The sequence below is a fragment of the Pseudomonas sp. AC355 genome, from assembly GCF_979258205.1.
Window position 1 is genome coordinate 3,939,429 of record NZ_OZ409843.1, and the last position, 25,082, is coordinate 3,964,510.

The following is a 25,082-nucleotide window of genomic DNA, read 5'->3' on the forward strand; positions in this document are numbered from 1 at the left end:
TGCCACTCTGCTGAAGTAGCCGCCATGCCTGAATTGCCAGAAGTCGAAACCACTCGCCGTGGTATCGCGCCCCACCTCATCGGTCAGCGCGTCAGCCGAGTCATCGTCCGTGAGCGTCGCCTGCGCTGGCCGATCCCCGAAGATCTCGATGTGCGCCTGTCCGGCCAGCGTATCGAGGCGGTTGAGCGCCGCGCCAAGTACCTGTTGATCAAGGCCGAGGTTGGTAGCCTGATCAGTCACCTGGGGATGTCCGGCAATCTGCGCCTGGTCGAGGTCGGGCTGCCTGCGGCCAAGCACGAGCATGTCGACATCGAGCTGGAGTCGGGGCTGGCGCTGCGTTACACCGACCCACGGCGCTTTGGCGCGCTGCTGTGGAGCCTGGCTCCGCTGGAGCATAAGCTGCTCGCGGGGCTGGGGCCGGAGCCGCTGACCGATCTGTTCGATGGCGAGCGCCTTTATCAGCTGTCCCGCGGCAAAGCGGTGGCGGTCAAGCCATTCATCATGGATAACGCCGTGGTAGTCGGGGTGGGCAATATCTATGCGACCGAGGCGCTGTTCGCCGCGGGCATCGATCCGCGCCGTGCCGCCGGCACCGTGTCGCGGGCGCGGTACGTGCGCCTCGCCCACGAGATCAAGCGCGTGCTGGCCCACGCCATCGAGCGCGGCGGCACCACCCTGCGTGATTTCGTCGGCGGCGACGGCCAGCCCGGCTACTTCCAGCAGGAGCTGTTCGCTTACGGTCGCGGCGGCCAGTTCTGCAAAGTCTGTGGCAGCACGCTGCGTGAGGTGAAGCTGGGCCAACGGGCGAGCGTGTATTGCTCGAAATGCCAGCGATAGCTCAATTCGTCAGGAGATGCGACCAGTTGCTCAGCGATTGACGGCCATCACGCTGACAATTGCCAGAGCGCTGTTATAGTTAGCGCATCGTCCGTATATCTTCGAAGGATCGTCCCATGAAACTGTTTCGCTCTTGCGCTGCTGTTCTGGCGCTGACTGCCGCCTCCCTGGCGCTGACCGCCAACGCGCAAGAGGCGCAGCAGAATGCCAGCGGCGACCCGCTCTACACCGTTCAGGCCCCGGATGCCTTCTCGATGATCGGGGATCTGCTAATCGCCCGCCCACTGTTGATCGGTGCCACGGCGATCGGTGCTGTCGCCTTCGTCATCGCGCTGCCGTTCTCGGCTGCCGGCGGCGGTATCGGCGCGGCGGGTCGCGCGCTGGTGGTCGAGCCCGGCAAGGCGGCTTTCGTCCGCTGCCTGGGTTGCACCGGTGATGGTTACAACCAGCGCCAGTAATCGCTGAATTACCAAGCGGCCCCTGACTCTTACAGAGTCAGGGGCCGTTTTCGTTTGCACGCAGGCAAAAGGAGATGCCATTGGGCAATAGATCGATGCTGTTCATTTTGCCACTGGTGGCGCTGGGGCTAGGCCTGTCGTTCTGGTTTAGCGCGCCCTGGACGCAGCTCTGTGCCGGGCTTGCACTGTTTCTGTTCGGCATGCAGTGCCTGGAGGAGGGGCTGCGACAGCTTGCCGGCAGCAAGCTGGAACAGTTGCTCGGGCGCAGTACGTCGACACCCTTGAGGAGCCTGCTGTTCGGTGTGGGCGGCACCTTCCTGCTGCAGTCCAGCACCCTGGTGTCGCTGCTGACCATCGCCTTTATCAGCACCGGGCTGATTCAACTGGCCGGTGGCATCGCCATCCTGTTTGGTGCCAACCTCGGTGCCACCAGCGGCATCTGGTTGCTGGCCATGGCTGGGCAGAACCTCAGCCTGTCGCCGCTGGCCCTGCCGCTGCTGGTTTTCGGCGTGCTGGCGAGTTTTCTGGGGCCGCGCAGCAAGGCTGCCGGGCGTATCGTGCTCGGTATCGCGTTCATCTTTCTTGGTATTGATCAGATCAAGGACGGTTTCGCCAGTTTCGGCGACGGCCTGGATCTGACCGCCTATCAGGTGCAGGGCATCCTTGGCAGCCTGTTGTTCGCGACCATCGGCCTGCTGGTGACGGTGGTGCTGCAGTCCAGCCACGCCACGCTGATGCTGACCCTGGCCGCGCTAGCCGGGGGCCAGCTGGAACTGAGCCAGAGCCTGGCCATCGCCATTGGTTCGAACATCGGCAGCAGCGTTACCACCGCATTCGTCGGCTCCCTTGGCGGTAACCGCAGCGGCCAGCGCCTGGCGCTGGCACACGTGCTGTTCAACGTAGTGACCGGTGTGCTGGCGTTCGTGCTGCTCGGCCCGCTGGCCTGGCTGGTGCATGCCATCGCCGGGCTCGTCGACCTGGGCGACAACCCGCTGATCCAGCTGGCCATGTTCCATACCCTGTTCAACGCCATGGGCGTGCTGCTTTTCTGGCCTTGGCAGCGCCAGTTGGCGAAGCGGTTGACGCGCTGGCTGCCGGATCGCCAGGAGCCCAAGGTACTGATCACCGAGTTGGATCCCACCCAGGAGCCGGAACGCACCAAGGCGCGTTACCTGAACGAGCGTGCCCTGGACTCCGCCGATGCGGCGGCTGGTGCAGTGGTGCAGGAGCTCGGTCACCTCGGGCGCCTGAGTCTGGAGGTAATCTGCCACGCCCTCTACCTGCCGGTGGATCAGTTGGCCAGGGCTCGCGTCGAACCGGCGTTGTTGCAGGCGCCGCCTGAACGCTTCCACTTCGATGCCGAGGCCCTGTACCAGCGCCATATCAAGGGCGTGTATGGCGATCTGCTGAGTTTCATGGGGCGTCTCGAGCAGCCGCTGGACGAGCAGCACCAACAGTTCTGGATTGCTTGTCAGGTAGCAGCGCTGCAACTGGTGGATGCGGTGAAGGATGCCAAGCACCTGCAGAAGAATCTCGGCCATTACCTCGAGGCCGAGCCGTCGGCAGCCCGGGATGCCTATGTGGAGCTACGCGGGCATCTGCTCACGGCGCTGCACGAGGTGCGTGAGCTGGCGCGTTCAACGCTGGACGAAGAACCCTGGCTCGCACACCTGGATGCGCTGGACGCCAAGGCGGGGCGTTTCGATGGTGATTTTCGACAGCGTCTGTTCGCCCAGGTACGCAGCGGCCTGCTCGATGGCCTGCAGACCAGCTCGCTGATGAACGATCTGGGTTATGCCAGCCGGATCATCCAGAGCCTGCGCAACGCTCTGATGATCGGTGCGCAGCAGCCCTTGCTGCGTGAGCTTCGGCAATTGGGCAGTCAGGAGGCGTCGTCCATCGTCACCGAGTGACAGGGGCGCCGGTCAGCGTGGTTGCACGTCGCTGCTGCCAACCCCGCGTGGATCGCTGGCCGCCTCCACCGCCCCGGTGGTCTTGTTCCAGCGCAGTACCTGCTGATTGCCGTATGTCCGCTCCAGCGCCTTCAGGCTGTAGCCGCGCGCCTGCAGGTCGGCGATCTGCGCGGCGCTGAAAGTCTGCGGTTCGTGTTCGATGACGTCCGGCAGGTACTGGTGGTGATAGCGCGGTACCGCCGGCCAGCGCTCGATGGGCTGGGCATCGAGGTACTCGAGGATCGACAGCAGCACCATGCTCGGAATACGGCTGCCGCCTGGTGTGCCGAAGCTGGTGAATTCGCTGGGACTTTCCACGAAGGTTGGGCTCATGCTCGACAGCGGCCGCTTGCCGGCGGCGATGGCATTGGCGTGGCTGCCGGCCAGACCGTAGGCATTGGCGCCAGCCAGATCAGCGGCGAAGTCGTCCATTTCATCGTTGAGCAGCACACCGGTGCCGGGCACGGTGAAGGCGGCGCCGAATGGCAGGTTGATCGACAGGGTGGCGCTTACCGCGTTGCCGCTGGCGTCCAGTACGGTGAAGTGGGTGGTGTGGTCGCCTTCCTTCCAGGTACCGGCGGGCGGCAGTTCGCTGCTCGGCGTGGCCCGCTGCGGGTCGATACTGTCGCTCAGGCGTTGCAGGTAGTCCGGGTTGAGCAGGCTGGCGGTAGGGCTGTCGACGAAATCCGGGTCGCCCAGCAGGCCGCGGTCACGGTAGACGCGGCGCAGGGTTTCCACCACCAGATGGCTGCGCTGTACCGGTTCTGCCTCGCGCCACGGCAGGCGCTGCAGAATCAGCAGGCTCTGGGCCAGGGCCAGGCCGCCGGCCGAGGGTGGCGGTGCGCTGATCAGCTCGCGATTTTCGGCCAGCGGCACGCGAATGGGCTGACGCTGTACGGTTCGGTAGTCGGCCAGGTCTTGCAGCGTCCAGATCCCGCCCGCAGCGCGCACGCCGGCCACCAGCCGCTCGCCCACCGGCCCGGCATAGAAACCATTGCGGCCTTCGCGCGCAAGCGCCAGCAGAGTCTCGGCCAGCTCCGGCTGGCGCAGCAGCGTGCCCTCTGCGGGCACCGCGCCGTCGCTCAGGAACAGCCGCGCGGTTTCTGCATCATCGCGCATGGCCGCCAGGCGCATCTCGGCACGTTCGCGGTACACGCGGTCGACCGGAAAGCCTTCGCGAGCGAGGCGGATGGCTGGGGCCAGGCTGTCGCGCAACGGCAGGCGGCCGTGTCGCTCGGCCAGCTCGACCAGCGCCGCAGGTAGGCCCGGAATGGCTGCCGCGAGCGCGCCATCGCGGGACAGCGCCGGCTGCACCTGCCCATCGCGTCGATAAAGGTCGGCATGGGCAGCGCCAGGCGCGCGTTCGCGGGCGTCGAGAAAGTCGTAGCTGGCGTCGGCGTTGCGCAGCAGGAAGAAACCACCGCCGCCGAGCCCCGAGCCATAAGGCTCGACCACGGCAAGGGCTGCACTGATGGCCACGGCGGCGTCGAAGGCGTTACCACCCAGCGCCAAGGTTTCCCGACCGGCCACGGTGGCGGCGGGGTGGGCTGTGGCGATGGCGCTGCGCCCGGGCTGTTCGCTGGCTTGCAGGCCAAGGCTGCACAGCAGGAGCAGCGCGCTGAACAGCGCCGAGATAGCGTGCTGGCCGCAAGGAGAGCGGCGCACCCTCATGCCTTGCCGGTGAGGATCTGGTACTTCTCCAGCAACTGCTCCTTGCTCTCGACGTTGTTTTCGTCGAGGGGAATGCAGTCCACGGGGCAGACCTGCTGGCACTGAGGCTCATCGTAATGGCCCACGCATTCGGTGCACAGGTTGGGGTCGATCACGTAGATCTCCTCACCCTGGGAGATCGCCGCGTTCGGGCACTCAGGTTCGCAGACGTCGCAGTTGATGCAATCATCGGTGATGATCAGGGACATGAAAGGCAAGCTCCTGCCGGGCCACTGGCCGCGACACATTCAAACAGGAATGCGCGATTGTGCCGGATTGTCGCCGTCAGCGCACGCTTGGGCGCCGTACGGAGTGACGCCCCTGCGCAGCGTGTGGGATTACCCGCGCGCTGCTCCCTGGATCACTGTGCCTTGAAGCGTTCGGTCAGGGCTTCGGCCACGGCGGGGTGGACGAATTTGGTGATGTCGCCACCCAGGTTGGCAATTTCCCGCACCAGGGTGGAGGAGATGAACGAGTACTTCTCCGACGGGGTGAGAAACAGGCTTTCCACCTCCGGTGCCAACTGGCGGTTCATGTTGGCCAGCTGGAATTCGTACTCGAAATCCGAGACCGCGCGCAGGCCACGCAGAAACACGTTGGCACCTTGTTCCTTGGCAAACGAGGCCAGCAGCGTGGAGAAGCCGATGACTTCCACGTTCGGCAGGTGTTTGGTGACTTCCCGAGCCAGCTCCACACGCTGCTCCAGGGGGAACAGGGGGTTCTTCTTCGGGCTGGCGGCCACGGCAATGACCACGGTATCGAACAGGCGCGCCGCGCGCTCGACCAGATCGCCGTGCCCCTTGGTAATGGGGTCGAAGGTGCCTGGGTATAACACTCGATTCATCGTGACGTCCTGGCGGAATGCCGTTGGGGAGTCGGATGGTAGCGCAGCAAGCCAGCGTGGGCCAAGTCGAGGCCCGGCGAGGGGCTGCGGATGTGGGCGTTAATCGCGCTGCCTGGCTGCCGCTCAGCGGATGAACAGCTTGTAGACTAGCTTCTGCAGCGCCTTGCCATAGGGCGGGTAGATCAGCCTGGCGGTGTTGAAACGCTGCTTGATGAGCACGCCTTTGGCCTTGCTGAAGGTGAGAAATCCTTCGTGGCCGTGATAGTGGCCCATGCCCGAGGCGCCGATACCGCCGAATGGCATATCGTCCTGAGCGACATGCAGCAGGGTGTCGTTCAGGCATACGCCACCGGAGTGGCTGTGGTGCAACACGTGTTGCTGCTCGCGGCGGTCGTAGCCGAAGTAGTACAGGGCAAGTGGCCGTGGGCGCGCGGCGATGTACGCCAGCGCGTCGTCGAGCCGGTCGTAGGGCACGACTGGCAGCAGCGGGCCGAAGATTTCGTCCTGCATCACTAGCATGCTGTCGTCGACATTCAGCAGCAGGCTATGGGGCATGCGCCGATCCGCGCACTCGGCGGCCAGAGGAATTACCATCGCGCCCTTGTCACGGGCGTCGGCCAGATAACCGAGCAGGCGCTGCTGCTGGCGTGTGTTGATGATGCTGGTGTAGTCGGGGTTGCCCTCGACCTGTGGATAAAAGCGCTGCACCGCACGGCGATAGGCATCGACGAAGCCCTCCACCCGCTGGCGCGGTACCAGCACGTAGTCGGGGGCTACGCAGGTCTGCCCGGCGTTCAGGGTCTTGCCGAAGGCGATGCGTTCGGCGGCATGCTCCAGCGGTACGTCAGCGGAGACAATGGCGGGGGATTTACCTCCCAGTTCCAGGGTCACCGGAGTCAGGTTCTCGGCGGCGGCGCGCATCACATGGCGGCCGATGCTGGTGGCACCGGTGAACAGCAGATGATCGAAGGGCAGCTTCGCGAAGGCCATGCCGATCTCGGCTTCGCCGAGCACCACGCTGACCAGGTCTTCCGGGAAGATGCCCGCCAGCATCTCCTTGAGGCGCTGTGAGGTCTGCGGCGTGGCCTCGCTGAGCTTGAGCATCACCCGATTGCCAGCGGCCAGGGCGCCGACCAGCGGGGCGATGGCGAGAAACAGCGGGTAGTTCCACGGCACGATGATGCCGACCACCCCCAGCGGCTGATAGATCACCCGTGCCGAGGCCGGCATGAAGGGCAGGCCGACACGCCGCCGCGAAGGCTTCATCCAGCGGCGCAGGCGTTTGCGTGTATAGCGGATGCCGTGCACGGTGGGCAGCATTTCGGCGAGCAGGGTTTCATCGGCGCTGCGATTGCCGAAGTCCTCGCTGATGCAGCGAATCAGCTCATCCTGATCGCTAAGCAAGCGTGCCTTGAGATTGTCGAGCCAGGCGATACGTTGGTCTGCTGAGGGCATCGGGTTGGCCATGAAGGCCTCGCGCTGGGTCTGAAAGCGCTGTTGCAGCACGGCTATGTCTCGCTCAGCGTGTTGCAGGATGCCTATTTCCGCGACCATGCATGACTCCTTGAAGAATTGAATCGCTACGCGGCGATTGTGGCAGGTGCGTGCGTGGCCAGGCGCGTATCGTCTCGGTTCATCAGTACGGTGTTTCGAGTCGACAGGTTCGCATCACGGTTTCGGTGTGCCTCGTGCGCTGGCCAGCAGCCAGGCGGGGATGCGTCTTTCCAGGTAATAGCCTGGCTGGCGCGCCGTGCCGTCGACGAAGCCGACGTGACCACCCTTGGCATGCAGTTCGAAGGTGATGCAGGGCGCCAGCTCATCGGCCTCGGGCAGGCTGTGGGGATACACGAACGGGTCGTCGCTGGACTGGATCAGCAGTGTCGGCGTCTGGATGCGCCCCAGGTAATAGCGGCTCGAGGAACGACGGTAGTAGTCGTCGGCGTTTTCGAAGCCGTGCAGCGGCGCGGTGATGCGGCCGTCGAAATCCCAGAAGGTACGCATGCCGTCCAGCGGGCCGAGCTTTTCCAGGATCGACAGACGGTCTGCCTGGCCTTGGTGGGCGAACAGGCGCTGTTTGTCTTTCACGTAAGCGACCATGGCGCGCATGAAGTGGGCCTGGTACACCCGCGAGAAACCCACGCCGAGGCGGTCTGCACACTGATCGAGGCGAAACGGTACCGACACCGCCGCAGCGCCCTGCAGGCCGCTTTCGGCGCCGCTCTCGCCGAGGTACTTGAGCAGCACGTTGCCACCCAGCGAATAGCCCACCGCATAGAGCGGCGCCATGGGCCGTTTGGCGCGCAGGTGACGCACGGTTTCGGCAAGATCTTCGCTGGCGCCGGAGTGATAGCCGCGCGGCAGCAGGTTGGGCTCGCCCGAGCAGCCACGCCAGTTGAGCGCCACGCTGGCCCAGCCCTGGGTTGCCAGCTGTCGCTGGAGGCCGAGTACGTAATGGGAGCTCGATGAGCCGGTCAGGCCATGCAGCACCAGCACCAGAGGTGCGTGGGCGTCGTGAGGGCCGTGCCAGTCGAGGTCGAGAAAGTCACCGTCCTCCAGCCACAGGCGCTCGCGTTGGCGCTGCAGGGTGGGGGCTCGTCGACCCAACGAGCCCCACAAGGTTTGCAGATGAGGGCCAGGTAACCACCAGGCGGGTTTGAAGGTCGTGCTCATACCGCACCATGTTCGTAGCTTGGATCGGGGCGCGTAGCCTAGCGAAGCGTAATCCGGGGCAGGGTAGATGCCGCGAAACCCGGATTACGCCTGCGGCTAATCCAGGCTACTGGTTACCCGCTGCGTTGCCACAGCGCGTAATGCACCTGGCCGGCTTTCTGTTCGCGGTGCAGGCGCCAGTTACCGGGCATGCCCAGGCTCGACGGTGGCTGCTCGCTTTCGGTGTAGACCCAGGCGTTATCGACCAGCCAGCCGCGCTGTTCGAGCAGCTCGCAGGCCGGCAGGAGTAGATCCTGGCTGAACGGCGGGTCGAGAAACACCAGATCGAAGGGCGTTGCGGGCTGTGTCTGCAGGTAGGCGAGGGCATCGCTTTGCAGTACCTGGCCGTTGTCACAGTGCAGGGTCGCTAGGTGACCGCGCAGGCTGTTCACCGCCGCCGGGTTGAGATCCAGCGCCAGGGCACTGCCAGCACCGCGCGACAGCGCTTCTAGAAACAGCGCCCCACTGCCGGCGAACAGGTCGAGCACCTTGGCCGCTTCGACGTAGGGTGCCAGCCAGTTGAACAGGGTTTCCCGTACGCGGTTGGGCGTCGGGCGCAAGCCATGGGCCATGGGAAAGCCGAACTGCCGGCTGCGCCACTGGCCGGCGATGATGCGCAGTTGCCCGTCGCCGCCATGGGCGGCGGGGGGCTTGGCGGGAGTGGGTCGTCTGGCCATTAGTGCTCCGGGACGCCAGTCGGTAATTCGGCGGGTTTGTCAGTGGGTGGCGGCAGCTCTTTCTGCTCGACCTTCGGCCCGGCCGTGACAATCACCAGCGCCTCAGGGTCGAGATGCTTGGCCATGGCGGTTTTCACCTGCTCGACGCTGAGCGCCTGCACCTGAGCCATGAAGTCTTCCAGATAGGTCAGTGGCAGGTCGTAGAAACCGATGGCACCGAGCTGGCCGACGATGGCGGCGTTGCTTGCGGTGGACAGCGGGAAGCTGCCGGCCGTCTCGCGCTTGGCGGCGTCCAGTTCTTCCTGGGTCGGGCCGTTGGCGATGAAGTCACCCAGCAGATCCTTGACCAGTTGCAGGGTGCCATCGCTGAGCTCGGCACGGGTCTGCAGGTTGATCATGAACGGCCCACGGGCCTGCATGGCACTGAAGCCGGAGTAGACGCCGTAGGTCAGGCCGCGCTTCTCGCGCACCTCGGTCATCAGTCGGGTACCGAAACCACCGCCGCCGAACACCTGATTGCCCAGGTACAGCGCGGCGTAATCCGGATCAAGACGGTCGATACCGAGCTGGGCGATCAGCAGGTGGGTCTGGTTGGACGGAAAGTCGATGTGGCTCAGGCCGGCTTTCGGCTCCTCGGGAGCGACGGTCTTTGCCAGCGCCGGGCCCTTGGGCAGTGCCGCGGAGACTTCCGCAGCCATGGCCTCGGCTTCCTCGCGGGACAAATCGCCGACTACGGCGATCACCGCGTTGCCAGCGGCATAGGCCTTGGCATGGAACGCTTGCAGCTGTTCGCGGCTGATGCCGGGAACCGAGCTTGGGTTGCCTTCGCTGGGGTGGCCGTACGGATGGTTGCCGTAGAGGCGCTCGAACAGCTCAAGGCTGGCCAGTTTGCCCGGGTTCTGCTTCTGGAATTCAAAACCGGCGAGCACCTGATTCTTGATACGCGCCAGGGAGTCGGCGGGGAAGGTCGGCTGACCGATCACCTGCTCGAACAGCTGCAGAGCCGGCTGGCGCTGCTCTGCATCGCTGAGGCTGCGCAGACTGGTCACGGCCATGTCGCGGTAGGCGCCATTGCCGAACTCGGCGCCGAGGCTTTCGAAGCCCGCGGCGATGGAACCGACGTCCTTGCCGGGTACGCCTTCGTTGAGCATGGCGTTGGTCAGCATGGCCAGGCCCTGCACGTCACCATCCTGGCTGCTGCCAGCGGCATAGGTCAGGCGCAGGTCGAACATCGGCAGCTCGCGGGCTTCCACGAACAGCACCTTGGCGCCTTCGGCGGTCTGCCAGCTCTGGATGTCGAGCTTGCGCCGCTCGGGCGCCTTGCCATCCAGCTCAGCCAGAGATTGCAGCTGGGTGTCATCGCTCTTTGGCGCGTCGGCGGTGGCCGGTGCGGCGTCGGGGGCGCGCTGCACAGTGAAGGTCAGGGCCACCAGCAGGGCAATCAGGAACAGCCCCAGCAGGGCGTAGCGCGGGCCGTTACGCTTACTCATCGCGCTTCTCCTCGGGCAGTACGTGGGCGACGCTGAGGCGGTCGCGGGTGAAATAGGTCTTGGCGGCATTCTGGATATCGGCCGGGGTCACGGCTTCCAGCTCGGCCAGTTCCTGGTCGATCAGTTGCCAGGACAGGCCAACGGTTTCCAGTTGGCCGATAGCGGTGGCCTGGCTGGTGATCGAGTCACGGTCGTAGACCAGTTCGGCGATCAGTTGAGCACGCACGCGGGCCAGCTCTTCGGCCGACGGCGGATTCTTCTGCAGGTCTTGCAGCTCGCGCCAGATACCCGCTTCGGTCTGCTCCAGGGTCTTGCCGGTTTGCACGTTGGGTGTGGCGGAGACCATGAACAGGCTGTCGCCGCGGGTGTAGCCGTTGTACCAGGCGCCGGCGCCGGAAACCAATTCCTCGCCACGCTCCAGGCGGGTGGCCAGGCGCGCGCTGTAGCCGCCGTCGAGCAGGGCGCTGATCAAGCGCAGCGCATGCACTTCACGCGGCGTCTTGGTGGTAGCCAGGCCGGGTACGTTGAAGCCCATTATCAGGCTTGGTAGCTGGGTCTTGAGGTGCAGGGTGATGCGTCGCTCGCCCGGCGCCGGCAGTTCCAGGGGAATCTTGGCGGCCGGTATCTCACGCTTGGGGATCGCACCGAAGTAGCGCTGCGCGAGCGCTTTGACCGCGTCCGGGGTCACGTCGCCGACCACCACCAGGGTAGCGTTGTTGGGCACGTACCAGGTCTGGTACCAGTGGCGCAGTTCGTCCACGGTCATACGATCGAGGTCGGCCATCCAGCCAATGGTCGGGATGCTGTAGCCGCTGGCCGGGTAAGCCATGGCCTTGAAGCGTTCGAAGGCCAGGCCCGACGGTTTGTCGTCAGTGCGCAGGCGGCGCTCTTCCTTGATCACCTCGATCTCGCGGGAGAACTCGTCGGCCGGCAGGCGCAGGCTGGCCAGGCGATCCGCTTCCAGTTCGAAGGCGACGCCCAGGCGATCACTGGCCAGCACCTGGTAGTAGGCGGTGTAGTCGTCGCTGGTGAAGGCATTCTCTTCAGCGCCCAGGTCGCGCAGCACGCGGGAGGCTTCACCCGGGCCGAGCTTGCGGCTGCCCTTGAACATCATGTGTTCCAGGGCGTGGGATAGTCCGGTCTGGCCGGCGGTCTCGTAGCTCGAGCCCACCTTGTACCAGAGCTGGGATACCACCACCGGGGCGCGGTGATCCTCGCGGACGATGACCTTGAGGCCGTTGTCGAGGGTGAATTCATGGGTCGGTTGTGGCGCCGCGGCCTGGGCTGCCAGGGGCAAGGCGCAGGCTAGCAGCAGGCCGGCGAGATGGCGGGCAAGTGAATTGGACAAACCTCTCTCCTCGTAGAACCACGTCGAACGTGGCGATTGCGACGACGGCTGGGCCGCGGTCGTGCAGCAGGTACCGCGTAGCGCCAGTTGGGGTGCTTGGCTTAGCCGTGGCATGTGCGGAGGTGCTAGGATACGCATCCGTTTTACTGGCGACCACGTCTGTGCAGCGATGGTGTGCGAATCCCCTGCGCGCCTGCCGCCAAGCACTGCCCTCAGCCCCACCGTGCAAGGGCCATGGCGTTCGCCCCTCTGAGATAGCCGTCCTCCATGTTTGGTTCAAAAGACGACAAGACCCCGGCCCCTGATGCCAGCGCCGAACAGGGCGCAGAGAAAGCCACTGAAAAGCGCGGCCTGTTCGGTTGGCTGCGCAAGAAGCCTGTAGAGCCCGCTCCCGCACAGCCTCAGGCTGAAACCGAGGCGCAGCCTGATGTGCTCGAAGCGCCCGAGCCGGTCGCGCTCGAGGTGCCTGAGCAGCCTCAGCTGAGCGAGCCGACTGTGGTTGAAGTCGCTGCGCCAGAGCCGGTTGCTATTACCGAGCCGGCGCCCGCGCCAGAACCGATCGTGATCGACCCGCTACCGACCCGTCACGGCCCCGAGGCGCTGGACGAGCCGGTCGCCGAGCAGCCTGCCGCTGCGCTCGAGCACCCTGTCGAGCTGGCCACTGGTAGCGACATTCATCACGCCATGCCGGAGACCCCGGCTGCCGTGCTGGCAGCGCCTGTCGAAGTGCCCGCGCCGGTCGTCGAGCAGAACAAACCGTCGGACAACCAGGGTGGCTGGTTTTCCCGTCTGCGCCAGGGCCTGTCGAAAACCAGCGCCAGCCTGGGCGAGGGCATGGCCAGTCTGTTCCTTGGCAAGAAGGTCATCGACGATGATCTGCTCGACGAGATCGAGACCCGTCTGCTCACCGCCGACGTTGGCGTCGAGGCCACCACGGCGATCATCCAGAGCCTGACCCAGAAGGTCGCGCGCAAGCAGTTGACCGACAGTGATGCACTCTACCAATCCCTGCAGGAGGAGCTCGCCGCGCTGCTGCGCCCGGTTGAGCAGTCCTTGCGCATTGATACTGGCAAGCAGCCCTTCGTGATCCTGGTGGTGGGCGTGAACGGCGCCGGCAAGACCACCACCATTGGCAAACTGGCCAAGAAGCTGCAGGGCGAGGGCAAGAAAGTCATGCTCGCTGCTGGCGACACTTTCCGCGCCGCCGCAGTGGAGCAGTTGCAGGTGTGGGGCGAGCGCAACAAGATTTCTGTGATCGCCCAGCACACTGGCGCCGATTCCGCCTCGGTGATCTTCGATGCCGTGCAGGCTGCCAAGGCCCGCGGTATGGATGTGCTTATCGCCGATACCGCCGGGCGCCTGCACACCAAAGACAACCTGATGGAAGAGTTGAAGAAGGTGCGCCGGGTGATCGGCAAACTGGATGACACTGCGCCCCACGAAGTGCTGCTGGTGCTTGATGCCGGTACCGGACAGAACGCGATCAACCAGGCTAAACAATTCAACCAGACAGTGAACTTGACCGGTCTGGTCCATGACCAAGCTGGATGGTACGGCCAAGGGGGGGGTGATTTTCGCCCTGGCCAAGCAGTTCGGCCTGCCCATTCGCTATATCGGCGTTGGCGAAGGCATCGATGATCTGCGCACTTTCGAGGCCGAACCCTTCGTTCAGGCGCTTTTCCAGCAGCGGGAGCAGTGATGATTCGATTCGAGCAGGTCGGCAAGCGTTACCCCAACGGTCATGTCGGGTTGCATGAGTTGAGTTTCCGCGTCCGTCGCGGCGAGTTTCTGTTCGTCACCGGCCATTCTGGTGCCGGCAAGAGCACGCTGCTGCGTTTACTGCTGGCCATGGAGCGCCCGACTTCCGGCAAGCTGTTGCTCGCTGGTCAGGATCTGTCGCAGATCACCAATGCGCAGATTCCCTTCCTGCGTCGGCAGATCGGCGTGGTGTTCCAGAACCACCAACTGCTGTTCGATCGCAGCGTGTTCGACAACATCGCCCTGCCGCTACAGATCCTTGGTCTTTCCAAGAGTGATATCGGTCGCCGTGTCGGCGCTGCGCTGGAGCGGGTTTCCCTCAGCGACAAGGCCGAGCTGTACCCAGGCGACCTGTCGACTGGTCAGCAACAGCGCGTTGGCATCGCCCGCGCCATCGTCCATCGTCCGGCCCTGCTGCTGGCCGACGAACCCACCGGTAACCTCGACCCACGTCTGGCGGCGGAAATCATGGGCGTATTCGAAGACATCAACCGCCTTGGCACCAGCGTGCTGATCGCCAGTCACGACCTGGCCCTGATCGCCCGCATGCGCCATCGCATGCTCACCCTGCAGCGTGGCCGCCTGATCGGCGACGGGGAGGCCGCGGAATGAGTGCTTCCCGCGTACCACCACCGCAGCCCGCCCAGCGTGTCGGCGCGGCGCCGAAGAACGCCGAGCCCCAAGGGCCGAACGACGAACCGGATTTCCGTACCCTGACCCACGCTTGGGTGGAGAGCCACCGTGCCAGCCTGGTCGATAGCTTGCGCCGTCTCGGCAAACAGCCGATCGGCAGCTTCTTCACCTGCCTGGTGATGGCTGTGGCGCTCAGCCTGCCCATGGGGCTGTCGCTGCTGCTCAGCAATGTCGAGCGTCTTGGCGGTACTTGGGAGCGTGCCGCGCAGATTTCGGTGTTCCTCACTATCGACGCCAGCGATAGTCAGGGCCAGGCCCTGCGCGAAGAAATTGCCGGCATGGACGACGTCGCCGAAGCCGAATGGATCAGCCGCGACAAGGCCCTGGAAGAGTTCCAGCAGCAGTCCGGGTTGGGCGAAGCCCTCAAAGAGTTGCCGAACAATCCGTTGCCCGGCGCTGTGCTGGTAACGCCCAAGGAAGTCGACAAAGCCACTCTTGAGGCGTTGCGTTTGCGTTTGGCAGAGCTGCCCAACGTGCAGCAGGCACAGCTGGACTTGGTCTGGGTCGAGCGTTTGAGCGCGATCCTAAAATTGGGCGACCGTTTCGTTTTTGGCCTCACGGTTTTGCTGATCATGGCGCTGCTGCTGGTGATCGGTAACACCATTCGCCTGCATATCGAGAACCGCCGCACCGAGATCGAAGTGATCAAGCTGGTCGGCGGTACCGACAGCTACGTTCGTCGTCCCTTCCTTTATATGGGCGCGCTGTACGGCCTGGGCGCCGGTGTGCTGTCCTGGCTGGTGCTGGCCTTCGGCTTGAACTGGTTGAACGATGCCGTGGTGCGCCTGTCCGGTTTGTACGGCAGTGACTTCGCGCTGGCCGGTGTGCCATCAGGGGACGGCTTCTCCCTATTGCTGGGAGCGGTGCTGTTGGGGTATATCGGTGCGTGGCTGGCGGTGGCGCGACACCTAAGGGAGCTCGCACCCCGCTGAGGCGCTAGTTTGACGCCTCGCCAAGTTATTGATTTGGTTGATATTGACTATTGATCGGGGAACCAGGATGGGGGCTTCCGGTCATATTGCGCAGTGCTACACTGCGTACGCTATGTGAATCGGAGGATTCAAATGTCCACTTCTTTGCAACCTGTTCATGCTCTGGTTCCAGGCGCAAACCTGGAAGCATACGTGCATGCAGTCAACAGCATTCCGCTGCTGACGCCTGAGCAGGAGCGCGAACTGGCCGGCAATCTCTTCTACAGCCAGGATCTTGAGGCCGCCCGCCAGATGGTGCTGGCCCACCTGCGTTTTGTTGTGCACATCGCGCGCAGTTATTCCGGCTATGGCCTGGCTCAGGCTGACCTGATCCAGGAAGGCAACGTCGGCCTGATGAAGGCGGTCAAGCGCTTCAACCCGGAAATGGGTGTGCGCCTGGTGTCTTTCGCCGTGCACTGGATTCGTGCCGAAATCCACGAGTTCATCCTGCGCAACTGGCGCATCGTCAAGGTCGCGACCACCAAGGCTCAGCGCAAGTTGTTCTTCAACCTGCGCAGCCAGAAGAAGCGTCTGGCCTGGTTGAACAACGACGAAGTCAACGCCGTAGCCGAAAGCCTGGGCGTCGAGGCGCGTGAAGTCCGCGAGATGGAAAGTCGTCTGACGGGCCATGACATGGCCTTCGATCCAGCCGCTGATGCCGACGACGACAGTGCTTTCCATTCGCCGGCCCAGTACTTGGAAGACCACCGTTACGACCCGGCGCGGCAGATGGAAGACGAGGACTGGAGCGATACCTCCAGCGCCAACCTGTACGACGCCCTGCAGGGGCTAGACGAGCGCAGCCGCGATATTCTCCAGCAGCGCTGGCTGGCCGAGGAAAAGGCCACGCTGCACGAGCTGGCAGCCAAGTACAACGTCTCGGCTGAGCGTATCCGTCAGTTGGAGAAGAACGCGATGAACAAGCTCAAGGGCTCCATCGCCGCTTGATTCTGACCCGCTGAAGCCAAAACGCCCCGACATTGTTCGGGGCGTTTTTGTATGCGCAGTATTCTCTGAGTGTGCCACCAGTAGGGCGGCCGGGCGCGATCCGCTTCAGCTCAACAGTCAGTCGATCATGGCAACACGTAGGCGTAGGGTGGGCTTCAGCCCACCAATTGAACGCATCACGCCCGTTATGTATCCCGATCCAGCCTACTTCTCCCACCAACCCGGCCGTGGTGCCTGTAGCTGGTTCAGGTAGTGGCTGCCGCCCAGCTGGCGCATCTGTCGGCGAATCCAGCTAGCACGCTGGTTGACATAGCCGCTGGGGCGGCCCGCATTGAGTTGCCGTGGGTTGGGCAGCACGGCTGCCAGCAGGCTTGCTTGGCGCGCCGAGAGGTAGGACGCGCCGGTGTTGAAGTGATGCTGCGCCGCCGCTTCCGCGCCGAATACGCCGTCGGCCCATTCTGCGCTGTTGAGGTAAACCTCGAGGATGCGTTGCTTCGGCCACAGCAGCTCGATCAGCCCGGTGAACCACACCTCGAAGCCCTTGCGCAGCCAACTGCGGCCAGACCAGAGGAATAGATTTTTCGCTACCTGCTGGCTAAGGGTGCTGGCGCCGCGCACCGAGCCGCCTTCCTGGTTGTGCGATACCGCGGCCTTGATGGCGGCGATATCGAAGCCCCAATGCTGGGCGAACTTCTGGTCTTCGCTGGCAATGACGGCGATCTTCAGGTCGTCGGGCAATTGCTCCCAGGAGCGCCAGCTACGTTGCAGGTCGATGGGCTGGCCGTCGATCCAGGATTCGATCTTGCGCTCGACCATCAGCGCCGTGCCTGGCGGCGGAACCCAGCGGAAGGCGAGCACCAGCAGGACGGAACCGGCGATGAACCAGAACAGCAGCTTCAGCAGGACGCGGCGAATGGATCGGAGCATGCGCAGGGAGCCAGGCTTGATTGGCCGATCATTATACGGTTCCCAGCGCTCTTGCGGGCAACGCTGCCGCCGCTGCGGCAATTGCGAGCGCGCTAAGGGACGGTCGAGGGCGTAAACTGACTCATCCCATGATGATCGGTGAGGACGCTATGGTTCGCCTGTGGTTGCTGTTGTCGGCGTTTGCTGGCTTTTCCGGTGTTGCTCTGGGGGCGTTCGCGGCTCATGGCCTGAAGAGCAGGCTGAGCCCCGAATACCTGGCCGTGTTTCAAACCGGTACCCATTACCAACTGATCCATGCCCTGGCATTGCTCGGTGTGGCGGTTCTCGCCTTGCTGGTGCCGGGCCGCCTGGTGAACCTGGCGGGTAGCTTCTTCGCCGTGGGCATCGTGCTGTTTTCCGGCAGCCTCTATCTGCTCACCCTCAGTGGCGTCAGCAATCTGGGTATCGTCACTCCGTTCGGCGGCCTGGCTTTTCTGGCCGGTTGGGCGTGCCTGGGGTTGCTCGCCTGGCGCATGGCCTGAGACGAATGGCCGGCCAGTGCCTTGGTCATCGTCGGTGATCGGGCTAGAATGCCGGCCCTTTCTCCTGTTGTGACGTGTCGCCATGCATATCCAGTTGAACGGTGAAGCCCTCGAGCTGGCCGAAGGCGCCAGTGTCGCCGACCTGATCGAGCACCTGCAGCTAGCGGGCCGTCGCGTTGCAGTCGAGCGCAACCTCGATATCGTTCCGCGCAGCCAGTACGCCAGCACTACGTTGGCCGACGGCGATAGCCTCGAAGTGGTACATGCCATCGGCGGCGGTTGAGCCCTGCGCCACGCCCTTCCAACTCTTCCGTGCAGAGGAATCCCCATGAGCCACGTTGTCAGCGACAAGCCCTTCACCCTGGCCGGCCGTACCTATCAGTCGCGCCTGCTGGTCGGTACCGGTAAATACAAGGATCTCGACGAGACCGGTGCAGCCATCGAGGCCTCGGGCGCGGAGATCGTGACCGTGGCGGTGCGTCGTACCAACATCGGCCAGAATCCGGGTGAGCCTAACCTGCTCGACGTGATTTCGCCGGATCGCTACACCATTCTGCCGAACACCGCCGGTTGCTACGACGCCGTCGAAGCCGTGCGCACCTGCCGCCTGGCCCGTGAGCTGCTCGATGGCCACACGCTGGTCAAGCTGGAAGTGCTGGCCGACCAGAAGACCCTGTTCCCCAACGTGATCGAAACCCTCAAGGCCGCCGAAGTGCTTGTCAAGGAAGGGTTCGACGTGATGGTGTACACCAGCGACGACCCGATCATCGCCCGACAGCTGGCGGAAATGGGCTGCATCGCGGTGATGCCGCTGGCCGGTCTGATCGGCACCGGGCTGGGTATTTGCAACCCTTACAACCTGCGCATCATCCTCGAAGAAGCGACCGTGCCGGTGCTGGTGGATGCCGGCGTGGGCACCGCTTCCGACGCGACCATCGCCATGGAGCTGGGCTGCGAGGCGGTGTTGATGAACAGCGCCATTGCCCATGCCCAGCAGCCAGTGCTGATGGCCCAGGCCATGAAATACGCCATCGAGGCCGGCCGCCTGGCCTACCTGGCCGGGCGCATGCCGAAGAAGCTCTATGCCAGCGCTTCGTCGCCTCTGGAAGGCATGATCCGCTGAAGCATACAAACGATCTGCTGCGCGTCGGCCCTGCGGCGTTAAAAACAGGCTCGGAATGCTCATGTACAAAAGTACACTCCGCTTCCTCGCCTGCTTTTGCCTTGCATGGCTCTAGCTCGCTAGATCGGAAGCACGGTTTACATACTTAGCGGGACGCTTGCGCGTTGTCGTGACTACTTATTTTTTTGAATGTGCTGCCGAGTGCCCCATGAGCGATATCGAACAAACCCCAGCCGAAGAAATCCCACGGCACATGCGCGCCATCAAAAGCTTTGTGATGCGTGCCGGGCGCATGACCGAAGGCCAGCAGCGTGGCTTCGATCAGGGCCTGCCGAAGTTCGGCCTGGAGTTGAGCGATGGCCTGCAGGATTTCGATGCGGTATTCGGGCGTCAGGCGCCGCGCACTTTCGAGATCGGCTTCGGCATGGGCCACTCCACCCTGGAGATGGCCGCCGCAGCGCCTGAGCAGGACTTCATCGGCGTCGAAGTACACCGGCCAGGCGTTGGCGCGTTGCTCAACGGAGTGATGACCCAGAACCTCAGCAACCTGCGTGTGTACAGCTGCGATGCGCTGGAAGTGCTGCGTCAGTGTGTGGCCGACGCCAGCCTCGATCGCGTGCTGCTGTTCTTCCCTGACCCCTGGCACAAGGCGCGTCATAACAAGCGTCGTATCGTTCAGCCGGCATTCGCCGAACTGGTACGTCAGAAGCTCAAGGTCGGCGGCGTGCTGCACATGGCCACTGACTGGGAACCCTATGCCGAATACATGCTGGAAGTGATGAGTGTCGCCCCAGGCTATCGCAACCAGGCAGCCGATGGTCGCTGCGTAGAGCGCCCGGCTGAACGCCCGGTGACCAAGTTCGAACGCCGCGGCGAGCGCTTGGGGCACGGCGTCTGGGATCTGAAGTTCGAACGTATCGACTGAGTGAGCGGGTAAGGTGAGTCTGGTTGCAGGAGCAATAACTGGCATCCGTCAAAGATCGCCGGCAAGCCGGCTCCTACGGAACTCGGATCGCCAGCAACAATCTTCGTGCGCCGCACTTTGTAGGAGCCGGGGGATGTCTAGTCCTTCGGCGATAGCGGTTGCTGCGCGGATCTGGAATTCAGCTCGCGTCGCTATTATCCCGCCGTCAGGCTGACGCACCGCGCAATTGCTGCAACAGGCGCGCACCAAACACGTTGATCAGCAGCCCCAGCATGACGATGGCTGCGCCGATCCACTGCACGCTGCTCAGGCCTTCGCCCAGTAGCAGCCAGGCCGAGCTAAGACCCACTACCGGCACCAGCAGCGAGAAGGGTGCCACCTGGCTGGCCGGGTAGCGTGACAGCAGGCGGCTCCACAGGCCATAGCCGAGCAGCGTAGCGATAAAGGCGAGGTAGGCGATGACCAGCAGCGAGTTGAGGGAAATGTTGCGCAGCGCCGTTTCAATCTGTTCAGGCCCTTCAAGCATCAGTGACAGGGCGAAAAACGGCAGCGGTGGAATCAGGCTGCCCCATACCACCAGGCTGACCAGGTTCACCTTGCCGATGCGCTTGGTGACGATATTGCCCAGCCCCCACATCGCCGCCGCGCACAGGGTCAGTACGAACCCGGCCAGGGTGAAGCTGCGCCCGCTTTCGCTGCCGATCAGCAACAGCCCTGCGGCCGCCACGACCAATCCAATCAGGCTGCTGCGGCGCACCGTTTCGCCGATGAACAGCGCGGCGAAACCCAGGGTGAAGAAGGCCTGCGCCTGCAGCACCAGCGAAGCCAGGCCGGCGGGCATACCGGCGTACATGGCCGAGAACAGAAAGGCGAACTGCCCCAGGGATATGGTCAGGCCGTAAGCGAGCAGCCAGCGCAGCGGCATGTCCGGGCGGCGGATGAAGAGAATCGCCGGGAACGCCGCCAGTGCGAAACGCAGGGCGCCGAGCAGCATCGGCGGTACGCCTTCCAGGCCGACCTTGATGATGACGAAGTTGACGCCCCAGGCGACGATCACCACAGCGGCCAGCAGTATGTCCTTGGGTGTCATGGGCGCGGCCTCGTGTGGTGGTATGCGGACGCGCAGGCTAGCGCGGATGGTTCGCGCTGACACGCCACAGTTGGCGGCGTTTTTCCCCATACAGCACAGCACAAATGAAAACGCCCCGAACAGGTCGGGGCGTTTTCGTGTCGGCGACATCGATCAGACGGTGAGCGTCCAGTCGTAGTCGACGATCAGCGGCGCATGCTGAGAGAAGCGCGGCTGACGCGGCAGGCGTGCGGTGCGAACACTGCGGCGCATACCTGGTGTGAGCAACTGGTAGTCGAAGCGATAGCCCAGGTTGAGCATCTCCGCCTGTTCGTTGTCTGGCCACCAACTGAACTGGTCAGCCTCGCGGTTGACCTCGCGCACGGCGTCGACATAACCCATGGTGCCGGTGATCTCGTCCATCCAGGCGCGCTCGGGCGCCATGAAGCCGGGGGATTGCTGGCAGTCGCGCCAGTTCTTCACGTCCAGTTTCTGATGGGCGACATACAGCGAGCCGCAATAGATGTAGTCACGGCGCTTGCGGCGCTGCTTGTCCAGGTACTTGGAGAAATCGTCCATGAACTTGAATTTCTGATTCAGGTTCTCGTCACCGCCCATGCCTGATGGCATCAGCAGTGTGGCAATACTCACTTTGTCGAAATCTGCCTGCAGGTAGCGCCCGTAGCGATCGGCCGTTTCAAAACCGAGCCCGCTGATTACCGCCTTGGGTTGCAACCGCGAGTAGAGCGCCACGCCACCTTGGCTTGGTACTTCTGCATCGCAGGCATAGAGGAAATAGCCATCCAGTTGGAGGGCTTGGTCGTCCAGCTCAAAGGCGGAGGCACGGGTATCCTGCAGGCAGATCACGTCGGCATTCTGTGCTTGCAGCCAACTGAGCAAACCGCGCTCGACTGCAGCATGAATACCATTCACGTTCACACTGATGATCCGCATAAATGGCCCCCAAAAACACGTGCGTGTATGATACCTGAGCTAGACGCCATTTAGTAATTCCAAGCCACATCCAGTGCCGCCTCAGGGTCATTCATGCAAACGTATCAGCGCGATTTCATTCGTTTTGCCATCGAGCGAGGCGTTCTTCGCTTCGGCCAGTTCACCCTCAAGTCGGGACGCGTCAGCCCTTACTTCTTCAATGCCGGGCTGTTCGCCAGCGGCCTTGCGTTGGCTCGCCTCGGGCGCTTCTACGCGGCCGCGGTCGTCGACAGCGGCATCCAGTTCGATGTGCTGTTCGGCCCGGCCTACAAGGGTATTCCGCTGGCCGCCAGCACCGGCGTGGCGCTCGCCGAGCATCATGATCTCGACCTGCCCTGGTGCTTCAACCGCAAGGAAGCCAAGGATCATGGCGAAGGCGGCACTCTGGTCGGCGCCCCGCTCAATGGTCGCGTGCTGATCATCGATGACGTGATCACCGCCGGAACCGCGATCCGCGAGGTGATGCAGATCATCCAGGCACAGAACGCCCAGGCTGCTGGTGTGCTGATTGCCCTGGATCGCCAGGAGCGTGGTCGCGGGGAGCTGTCGGCTATTCAGGAAGTGGAACGCGACTTCTCTATTCCGGTGGTGAGCATCGTTTCTCTGCAACAGGTGCTGGAATATCTGGCCGATGATGCTGAACTGAAACAATACCTACCCGCTGTGGAAGCCTATCGGGCCGAATACGGTATCTGACCCCTGGCAAGCCGAGAGAACGTGCTTCATGTCGAAATCGCCCACCATGCGTCGCACCCTCTGGCTTAGTCTGCTGCTGCCGCTATGGGCGAGTGCCAGCGAGATGTATCGCTACACCAATGCCCAGGGCATCACGGTAATCGACCGTCAAGGCGTGCCCAGTGAGTTCATCGGCAAGGGCTATGACGTGCTCAACGAGAACGGCCGTGTCGTGCGCGTCGTACCGCCGGCGCCGACGCCCGATGAAATGAAGAAGCTGCTGGCTGATCGCGAGCGTGCCAAGTCGGATGTGCAGTTGCTGCGTCTATATAGCAGCCCGGCAGACGTCGACCGTGCTCGCGCTCGCAAGTTGGCCGAACTGGACGGGCTGATCGGTGTGGCCAATGGCAACCTGCAGTCGGTTCGCCTGCAGCAGGCCAACTTGCAGAAGCAGGCTGCGGATCAGGAGCGGGCAGGGCGTCCGGTACCCGAGCAGTTACTTGTCCAGATCAACGGTCAGCGTGATGAGCAGGTGCGTTTGAAGAAGGAAATCGAGCGCCATCAGGCGTCGCGCAAGCAAGCGGAAAGCAGCTTCGCGGCGGATCGCGCGCGGGTCAGCGAGCTGATCGGGCAGGGCCGTTAAGGGCTGAAGGGGCGGTTCTGCAGCCGGCCTACGTTGGGCCGACTGCGCTCAGCGGCGCGGTGGTACCGAGCGGGTGCGGCCACTGCCGTCGATGGCGACGAACACGAATACCGCTTCGGTGACCTTGCGCCATTCGCTGGAAAGCGGGTCATCACTCCACACTTCTACCAGCATCTGTATCGAGCTACGGCCGATCTCCAGTGCCTGCGTATAGAAGGACAGCTGTGCGCCAACCGCCACCGGAACCAGGAAGGCCATGCGATCGATGGCCACGGTCGCGACGCGGCCAGCAGCGACCTTGCTCGCCATGGCCGTGCCGGCCAGATCCATCTGCGAGACCAGCCAGCCGCCGAAGATATCGCCGAAACCATTGGTCTCGCGCGGCAGTGCGGTGATCTGCAGGGCCAGATCGCCCTGAGGTATCGGGTCTTCCTGTTCGAAGTCTGTCATCTGTTCACGGCTCGCGGCGCTGTGGTGGCCCTGGAAAGTATACCGACTGGGTGGTCGCCTCGCGACCTTAGCGCGTTGCGCGCGCTCGTGCACTCGGATTTGCATCGCTGATGCTCATCTTGCGCCGTCATCCAACTGTCATATTGATTACATAGAGTGGTCACATCGGCTGACGATACTGAGCCCCGTTCCACCAACACGACCCCAATCGTGAGAAGGCGGCAAATCGGGCGCTACGACCACGGCACGCCGGCCTCTCAATGATTACCACTCTGCTAGGAGCAAGGCATGAAACTGAAGCGTTTGATGGCGGCCATGACATTTGTTGCAGCTGGCGTAGCCACTGCCCATGCGGTTGCCGCTGTCGATCCGGCTCTGCCGACCTATGAGAAGACTTCGGGCGTATCGGGCAACCTGTCCAGCGTCGGTTCCGACTCCCTCGCCAACCTGATGACCCTGTGGGCTGAGAACTACAAGCAGTCCTACCCGAACGTGAACATCCAGATCCAGGCTGCCGGTTCTTCCACCGCACCGCCCGCCCTGACCGAAGGCACCGCTAACCTCGGCCCGATGTCTCGCGCCATGAAAGACAGCGAGATTCAGGCTTTCGAACAGAAGTACGGCTACAAGCCGACTGCCGTTCCGGTCGCCATCGATGCCCTGGCCGTGTTCGTGCACAAAGATAACCCGATCAAGCAGCTGACCATGCAGCAGGTCGACGCCATCTTCTCCAGCACCCGTCTGTGCGGTGAGCCGAAGGAACTGAAAACCTGGGGTGAGCTGGGTCTGAGCGGCGAGTGGGCTACCAAGCCGATCCAGCTGTTCGGTCGTAACTCGGTATCTGGCACTTATGGCTACTTCAAAGAAGAAGCCCTGTGCAAAGGTGACTTCAAGTCGAACGTCAACGAGCAGCCAGGTTCGGCTTCCGTTGTGCAGTCGATCTCCAGCACCGTCAACGCCATCGGTTACTCGGGCATTGGCTACCGCACCGCCAGCGTCCGCGCCGTTCCCCTGGTGAACAAGAAGGGCGAAGTCGAAGAAGCCAACGAGAACAACGCACTGTCGGGCAAGTACCCGCTGGCTCGTTTCTTCTACATCTATGTGAACAAGGCGCCTAACAAGCCGCTGAGCCCGCTGGATGCAGAGTTCCTGAAGCTGATCCTGTCCAAGCAGGGCCAGGACGTCGTGGTCAAGGATGGTTACATCCCGCTGCCTGCCAAGGTCGTCGAGAAGACCCGCAAGGAACTGGGGCTGTAAGCCTCTAGTAACAAGCAGCAATGAAGCCCGCCTCTCTCCGAGAGGCGGGCTTCGCTACGTCACCGTGCTGTAACTTTTCTGTCACACGAACGCGCTAAATTGGC

At 63.4% G+C, this 25,082-nt stretch carries 25 protein-coding genes and 1 pseudogene; 14 read left to right on the forward strand and 12 right to left on the reverse strand.

The annotated features are described in order from the left end of the window. The first annotated feature begins 24 nt into the window (after positions 1-24). The 3 genes from mutM (at position 25) to ACZ0AI_RS18480 (ending at position 3,208) form a co-directional block, all read left to right on the forward strand. Entirely contained in the window at positions 25-837 is an 813-nt protein-coding gene (gene mutM / locus ACZ0AI_RS18470) for a bifunctional DNA-formamidopyrimidine glycosylase/DNA-(apurinic or apyrimidinic site) lyase (protein WP_463563123.1), read from the forward strand. Positions 838-953: 116 nt separating this feature from the next. Further along, positions 954-1,295 carry a multidrug transporter gene (locus tag ACZ0AI_RS18475; RefSeq protein WP_463563124.1) on the forward strand — a complete coding sequence of 114 codons (342 nt, stop codon included), beginning with the start codon at positions 954-956 and terminating at the stop codon, positions 1,293-1,295. A gap of 95 nt (positions 1,296-1,390) precedes the next feature. Then, a complete protein-coding gene (locus ACZ0AI_RS18480) occupies positions 1,391-3,208 on the forward strand; it encodes a Na/Pi cotransporter family protein (RefSeq protein WP_463565970.1) in 1,818 nt (605 codons plus the stop codon). Positions 3,209-3,220: 12 nt separating this feature from the next. On the opposite strand, the gene ggt is transcribed toward ACZ0AI_RS18480, so the two are convergent. The 8 genes from ggt to ACZ0AI_RS18520 all read right to left on the reverse strand — a co-directional run bounded on the left by ggt (position 3,221) and on the right by ACZ0AI_RS18520 (position 12,025). Continuing rightward, complete coding sequence (gene ggt, locus ACZ0AI_RS18485; RefSeq protein ID WP_463563125.1) at positions 3,221-4,918, reverse strand: gamma-glutamyltransferase; 1,698 nt, start codon at positions 4,916-4,918, stop codon at positions 3,221-3,223. After that, entirely contained in the window at positions 4,915-5,166 is a 252-nt protein-coding gene (locus ACZ0AI_RS18490) for a YfhL family 4Fe-4S dicluster ferredoxin (protein ID WP_463563126.1), read from the reverse strand. Before ACZ0AI_RS18490 ends, ggt begins: the two co-directional genes overlap by 4 nt. Before the next feature lie 152 nt (positions 5,167-5,318). Continuing rightward, positions 5,319-5,801 carry a pantetheine-phosphate adenylyltransferase gene (gene coaD, locus ACZ0AI_RS18495; protein ID WP_463563127.1) on the reverse strand — a complete coding sequence of 161 codons (483 nt, stop codon included), beginning with the start codon at positions 5,799-5,801 and terminating at the stop codon, positions 5,319-5,321. Between the two features lie 123 nt (positions 5,802-5,924). Continuing rightward, the gene (locus tag ACZ0AI_RS18500) at positions 5,925-7,355 is read right to left on the reverse strand and encodes a coniferyl aldehyde dehydrogenase (RefSeq protein WP_463563128.1); all 1,431 of its coding nucleotides are present in this window, start codon (positions 7,353-7,355) and stop codon (positions 5,925-5,927) included. A 114-nt stretch (positions 7,356-7,469) separates the two neighbouring features. Beyond that, positions 7,470-8,471 carry a hydrolase gene (locus tag ACZ0AI_RS18505; RefSeq protein ID WP_463563129.1) on the reverse strand — a complete coding sequence of 334 codons (1,002 nt, stop codon included), beginning with the start codon at positions 8,469-8,471 and terminating at the stop codon, positions 7,470-7,472. 113 nt (positions 8,472-8,584) lie between these two features. Beyond that, a complete protein-coding gene (gene rsmD / locus ACZ0AI_RS18510) occupies positions 8,585-9,187 on the reverse strand; it encodes a 16S rRNA (guanine(966)-N(2))-methyltransferase RsmD (RefSeq protein WP_463563130.1) in 603 nt (200 codons plus the stop codon). Continuing rightward, positions 9,187-10,677 carry a M16 family metallopeptidase gene (locus ACZ0AI_RS18515; protein WP_463563131.1) on the reverse strand — a complete coding sequence of 497 codons (1,491 nt, stop codon included), beginning with the start codon at positions 10,675-10,677 and terminating at the stop codon, positions 9,187-9,189. The genes rsmD and ACZ0AI_RS18515 overlap by 1 nt, the downstream gene beginning before the upstream one ends. Then, on the reverse strand, positions 10,670-12,025 hold the full coding sequence (locus ACZ0AI_RS18520) for a M16 family metallopeptidase (RefSeq protein ID WP_463563132.1): 1,356 nt from the start codon (positions 12,023-12,025) through the stop codon (positions 10,670-10,672). The genes ACZ0AI_RS18515 and ACZ0AI_RS18520 overlap by 8 nt, the downstream gene beginning before the upstream one ends. A gap of 267 nt (positions 12,026-12,292) precedes the next feature. On the opposite strand from ACZ0AI_RS18520, the pseudogene ftsY reads away from it, so the two are divergent. From ftsY to rpoH, 4 genes and pseudogenes are all read left to right on the forward strand, one after another. Next, positions 12,293-13,724, forward strand: a pseudogene (gene ftsY, locus ACZ0AI_RS18525) (signal recognition particle-docking protein FtsY). Further along, positions 13,724-14,395 (forward strand): cell division ATP-binding protein FtsE, encoded by a 672-nt coding sequence (gene ftsE, locus ACZ0AI_RS18530; RefSeq protein WP_225836414.1) that lies wholly within the window; start codon positions 13,724-13,726, stop codon positions 14,393-14,395. The pseudogene ftsY and the gene ftsE overlap by 1 nt, the downstream one beginning before the upstream one ends. Continuing rightward, positions 14,392-15,408 carry a permease-like cell division protein FtsX gene (gene ftsX, locus ACZ0AI_RS18535; protein ID WP_463563134.1) on the forward strand — a complete coding sequence of 339 codons (1,017 nt, stop codon included), beginning with the start codon at positions 14,392-14,394 and terminating at the stop codon, positions 15,406-15,408. Before ftsE ends, ftsX begins: the two co-directional genes overlap by 4 nt. Before the next feature lie 132 nt (positions 15,409-15,540). Further along, entirely contained in the window at positions 15,541-16,395 is an 855-nt protein-coding gene (rpoH, locus tag ACZ0AI_RS18540; protein WP_463563135.1) for an RNA polymerase sigma factor RpoH, read from the forward strand. A 204-nt stretch (positions 16,396-16,599) separates the two neighbouring features. On the opposite strand, the gene mtgA is transcribed toward rpoH, so the two are convergent. Next, on the reverse strand, positions 16,600-17,322 hold the full coding sequence (gene mtgA / locus ACZ0AI_RS18545) for a monofunctional biosynthetic peptidoglycan transglycosylase (protein WP_463563136.1): 723 nt from the start codon (positions 17,320-17,322) through the stop codon (positions 16,600-16,602). A 149-nt stretch (positions 17,323-17,471) separates the two neighbouring features. On the opposite strand from mtgA, the gene ACZ0AI_RS18550 reads away from it, so the two are divergent. The 4 genes from ACZ0AI_RS18550 (at position 17,472) to trmB (ending at position 19,891) form a co-directional block, all read left to right on the forward strand. Next, entirely contained in the window at positions 17,472-17,843 is a 372-nt protein-coding gene (locus ACZ0AI_RS18550) for a DUF423 domain-containing protein (protein WP_463565971.1), read from the forward strand. Positions 17,844-17,925: 82 nt separating this feature from the next. Then, positions 17,926-18,126, forward strand: a complete 201-nt coding sequence (thiS, locus tag ACZ0AI_RS18555) for a sulfur carrier protein ThiS (protein WP_463563137.1) — start codon at positions 17,926-17,928, stop codon at positions 18,124-18,126. A 45-nt stretch (positions 18,127-18,171) separates the two neighbouring features. After that, positions 18,172-18,966, forward strand: coding sequence for a thiazole synthase (locus ACZ0AI_RS18560; protein WP_463563138.1), 795 nt, complete (start codon positions 18,172-18,174; stop codon positions 18,964-18,966). A gap of 253 nt (positions 18,967-19,219) precedes the next feature. Further along, positions 19,220-19,891, forward strand: a complete 672-nt coding sequence (gene trmB / locus ACZ0AI_RS18565; protein WP_463565972.1) for a tRNA (guanosine(46)-N7)-methyltransferase TrmB — start codon at positions 19,220-19,222, stop codon at positions 19,889-19,891. Positions 19,892-20,096: 205 nt separating this feature from the next. On the opposite strand, the gene ACZ0AI_RS18570 is transcribed toward trmB, so the two are convergent. Both ACZ0AI_RS18570 and ACZ0AI_RS18575 read right to left on the reverse strand, forming a co-directional pair. After that, entirely contained in the window at positions 20,097-20,981 is an 885-nt protein-coding gene (locus ACZ0AI_RS18570; protein WP_463563139.1) for an EamA family transporter, read from the reverse strand. Between the two features lie 153 nt (positions 20,982-21,134). Continuing rightward, a complete protein-coding gene (locus ACZ0AI_RS18575) occupies positions 21,135-21,914 on the reverse strand; it encodes an exodeoxyribonuclease III (protein WP_225836400.1) in 780 nt (259 codons plus the stop codon). A 93-nt stretch (positions 21,915-22,007) separates the two neighbouring features. Between ACZ0AI_RS18575 and pyrE the strand changes: the two genes are divergently transcribed. Both pyrE and ACZ0AI_RS18585 read left to right on the forward strand, forming a co-directional pair. Further along, positions 22,008-22,649: an orotate phosphoribosyltransferase gene (gene pyrE, locus ACZ0AI_RS18580; protein ID WP_463563140.1), complete on the forward strand. Its 642-nt coding sequence runs from the start codon at positions 22,008-22,010 to the stop codon at positions 22,647-22,649. 28 nt (positions 22,650-22,677) lie between these two features. Then, positions 22,678-23,271 (forward strand): DUF4124 domain-containing protein, encoded by a 594-nt coding sequence (locus ACZ0AI_RS18585; RefSeq protein WP_463563141.1) that lies wholly within the window; start codon positions 22,678-22,680, stop codon positions 23,269-23,271. Between the two features lie 48 nt (positions 23,272-23,319). Here the strand turns inward: ACZ0AI_RS18585 and ACZ0AI_RS18590 are convergent, their stop codons facing one another. Beyond that, entirely contained in the window at positions 23,320-23,721 is a 402-nt protein-coding gene (locus ACZ0AI_RS18590) for an acyl-CoA thioesterase (RefSeq protein ID WP_225836393.1), read from the reverse strand. 288 nt (positions 23,722-24,009) lie between these two features. On the opposite strand from ACZ0AI_RS18590, the gene ACZ0AI_RS18595 reads away from it, so the two are divergent. Continuing rightward, entirely contained in the window at positions 24,010-24,978 is a 969-nt protein-coding gene (locus ACZ0AI_RS18595) for a PstS family phosphate ABC transporter substrate-binding protein (RefSeq protein WP_225836391.1), read from the forward strand. The last annotated feature ends 104 nt before the right edge of the window (positions 24,979-25,082 follow it).

Excerpts from the sequence above, each read along its gene's own strand:
- mutM (WP_463563123.1), top strand. The coding sequence starts at position 25 with ATGCCTGAATTGCCAGAAGTCGAAACCACTCGCCGTGGTATCGCGCCC.
- ACZ0AI_RS18475 (WP_463563124.1), top strand. The coding sequence starts at position 954 with ATGAAACTGTTTCGCTCTTGCGCTGCTGTTCTGGCGCTGACTGCCGCC.
- ACZ0AI_RS18480 (WP_463565970.1), top strand. The coding sequence starts at position 1,391 with ATGCTGTTCATTTTGCCACTGGTGGCGCTGGGGCTAGGCCTGTCGTTC.
- ggt (WP_463563125.1), bottom strand. The coding sequence starts at position 4,918 with ATGAGGGTGCGCCGCTCTCCTTGCGGCCAGCACGCTATCTCGGCGCTG.
- ACZ0AI_RS18490 (WP_463563126.1), bottom strand. The coding sequence starts at position 5,166 with ATGTCCCTGATCATCACCGATGATTGCATCAACTGCGACGTCTGCGAA.
- coaD (WP_463563127.1), bottom strand. The coding sequence starts at position 5,801 with ATGAATCGAGTGTTATACCCAGGCACCTTCGACCCCATTACCAAGGGG.
- ACZ0AI_RS18500 (WP_463563128.1), bottom strand. The coding sequence starts at position 7,355 with ATGGTCGCGGAAATAGGCATCCTGCAACACGCTGAGCGAGACATAGCC.
- ACZ0AI_RS18505 (WP_463563129.1), bottom strand. The coding sequence starts at position 8,471 with ATGAGCACGACCTTCAAACCCGCCTGGTGGTTACCTGGCCCTCATCTG.
- rsmD (WP_463563130.1), bottom strand. The coding sequence starts at position 9,187 with ATGGCCAGACGACCCACTCCCGCCAAGCCCCCCGCCGCCCATGGCGGC.
- ACZ0AI_RS18515 (WP_463563131.1), bottom strand. The coding sequence starts at position 10,677 with ATGAGTAAGCGTAACGGCCCGCGCTACGCCCTGCTGGGGCTGTTCCTG.
- ftsE (WP_225836414.1), top strand. The coding sequence starts at position 13,724 with ATGATTCGATTCGAGCAGGTCGGCAAGCGTTACCCCAACGGTCATGTC.
- ftsX (WP_463563134.1), top strand. The coding sequence starts at position 14,392 with ATGAGTGCTTCCCGCGTACCACCACCGCAGCCCGCCCAGCGTGTCGGC.
- rpoH (WP_463563135.1), top strand. The coding sequence starts at position 15,541 with ATGTCCACTTCTTTGCAACCTGTTCATGCTCTGGTTCCAGGCGCAAAC.
- mtgA (WP_463563136.1), bottom strand. The coding sequence starts at position 17,322 with ATGCTCCGATCCATTCGCCGCGTCCTGCTGAAGCTGCTGTTCTGGTTC.
- ACZ0AI_RS18550 (WP_463565971.1), top strand. The coding sequence starts at position 17,472 with ATGGTTCGCCTGTGGTTGCTGTTGTCGGCGTTTGCTGGCTTTTCCGGT.
- thiS (WP_463563137.1), top strand. The coding sequence starts at position 17,926 with ATGCATATCCAGTTGAACGGTGAAGCCCTCGAGCTGGCCGAAGGCGCC.
- ACZ0AI_RS18560 (WP_463563138.1), top strand. The coding sequence starts at position 18,172 with ATGAGCCACGTTGTCAGCGACAAGCCCTTCACCCTGGCCGGCCGTACC.
- trmB (WP_463565972.1), top strand. The coding sequence starts at position 19,220 with ATGCGCGCCATCAAAAGCTTTGTGATGCGTGCCGGGCGCATGACCGAA.
- ACZ0AI_RS18570 (WP_463563139.1), bottom strand. The coding sequence starts at position 20,981 with ATGACACCCAAGGACATACTGCTGGCCGCTGTGGTGATCGTCGCCTGG.
- ACZ0AI_RS18575 (WP_225836400.1), bottom strand. The coding sequence starts at position 21,914 with ATGCGGATCATCAGTGTGAACGTGAATGGTATTCATGCTGCAGTCGAG.
- pyrE (WP_463563140.1), top strand. The coding sequence starts at position 22,008 with ATGCAAACGTATCAGCGCGATTTCATTCGTTTTGCCATCGAGCGAGGC.
- ACZ0AI_RS18585 (WP_463563141.1), top strand. The coding sequence starts at position 22,678 with ATGTCGAAATCGCCCACCATGCGTCGCACCCTCTGGCTTAGTCTGCTG.
- ACZ0AI_RS18590 (WP_225836393.1), bottom strand. The coding sequence starts at position 23,721 with ATGACAGACTTCGAACAGGAAGACCCGATACCTCAGGGCGATCTGGCC.
- ACZ0AI_RS18595 (WP_225836391.1), top strand. The coding sequence starts at position 24,010 with ATGAAACTGAAGCGTTTGATGGCGGCCATGACATTTGTTGCAGCTGGC.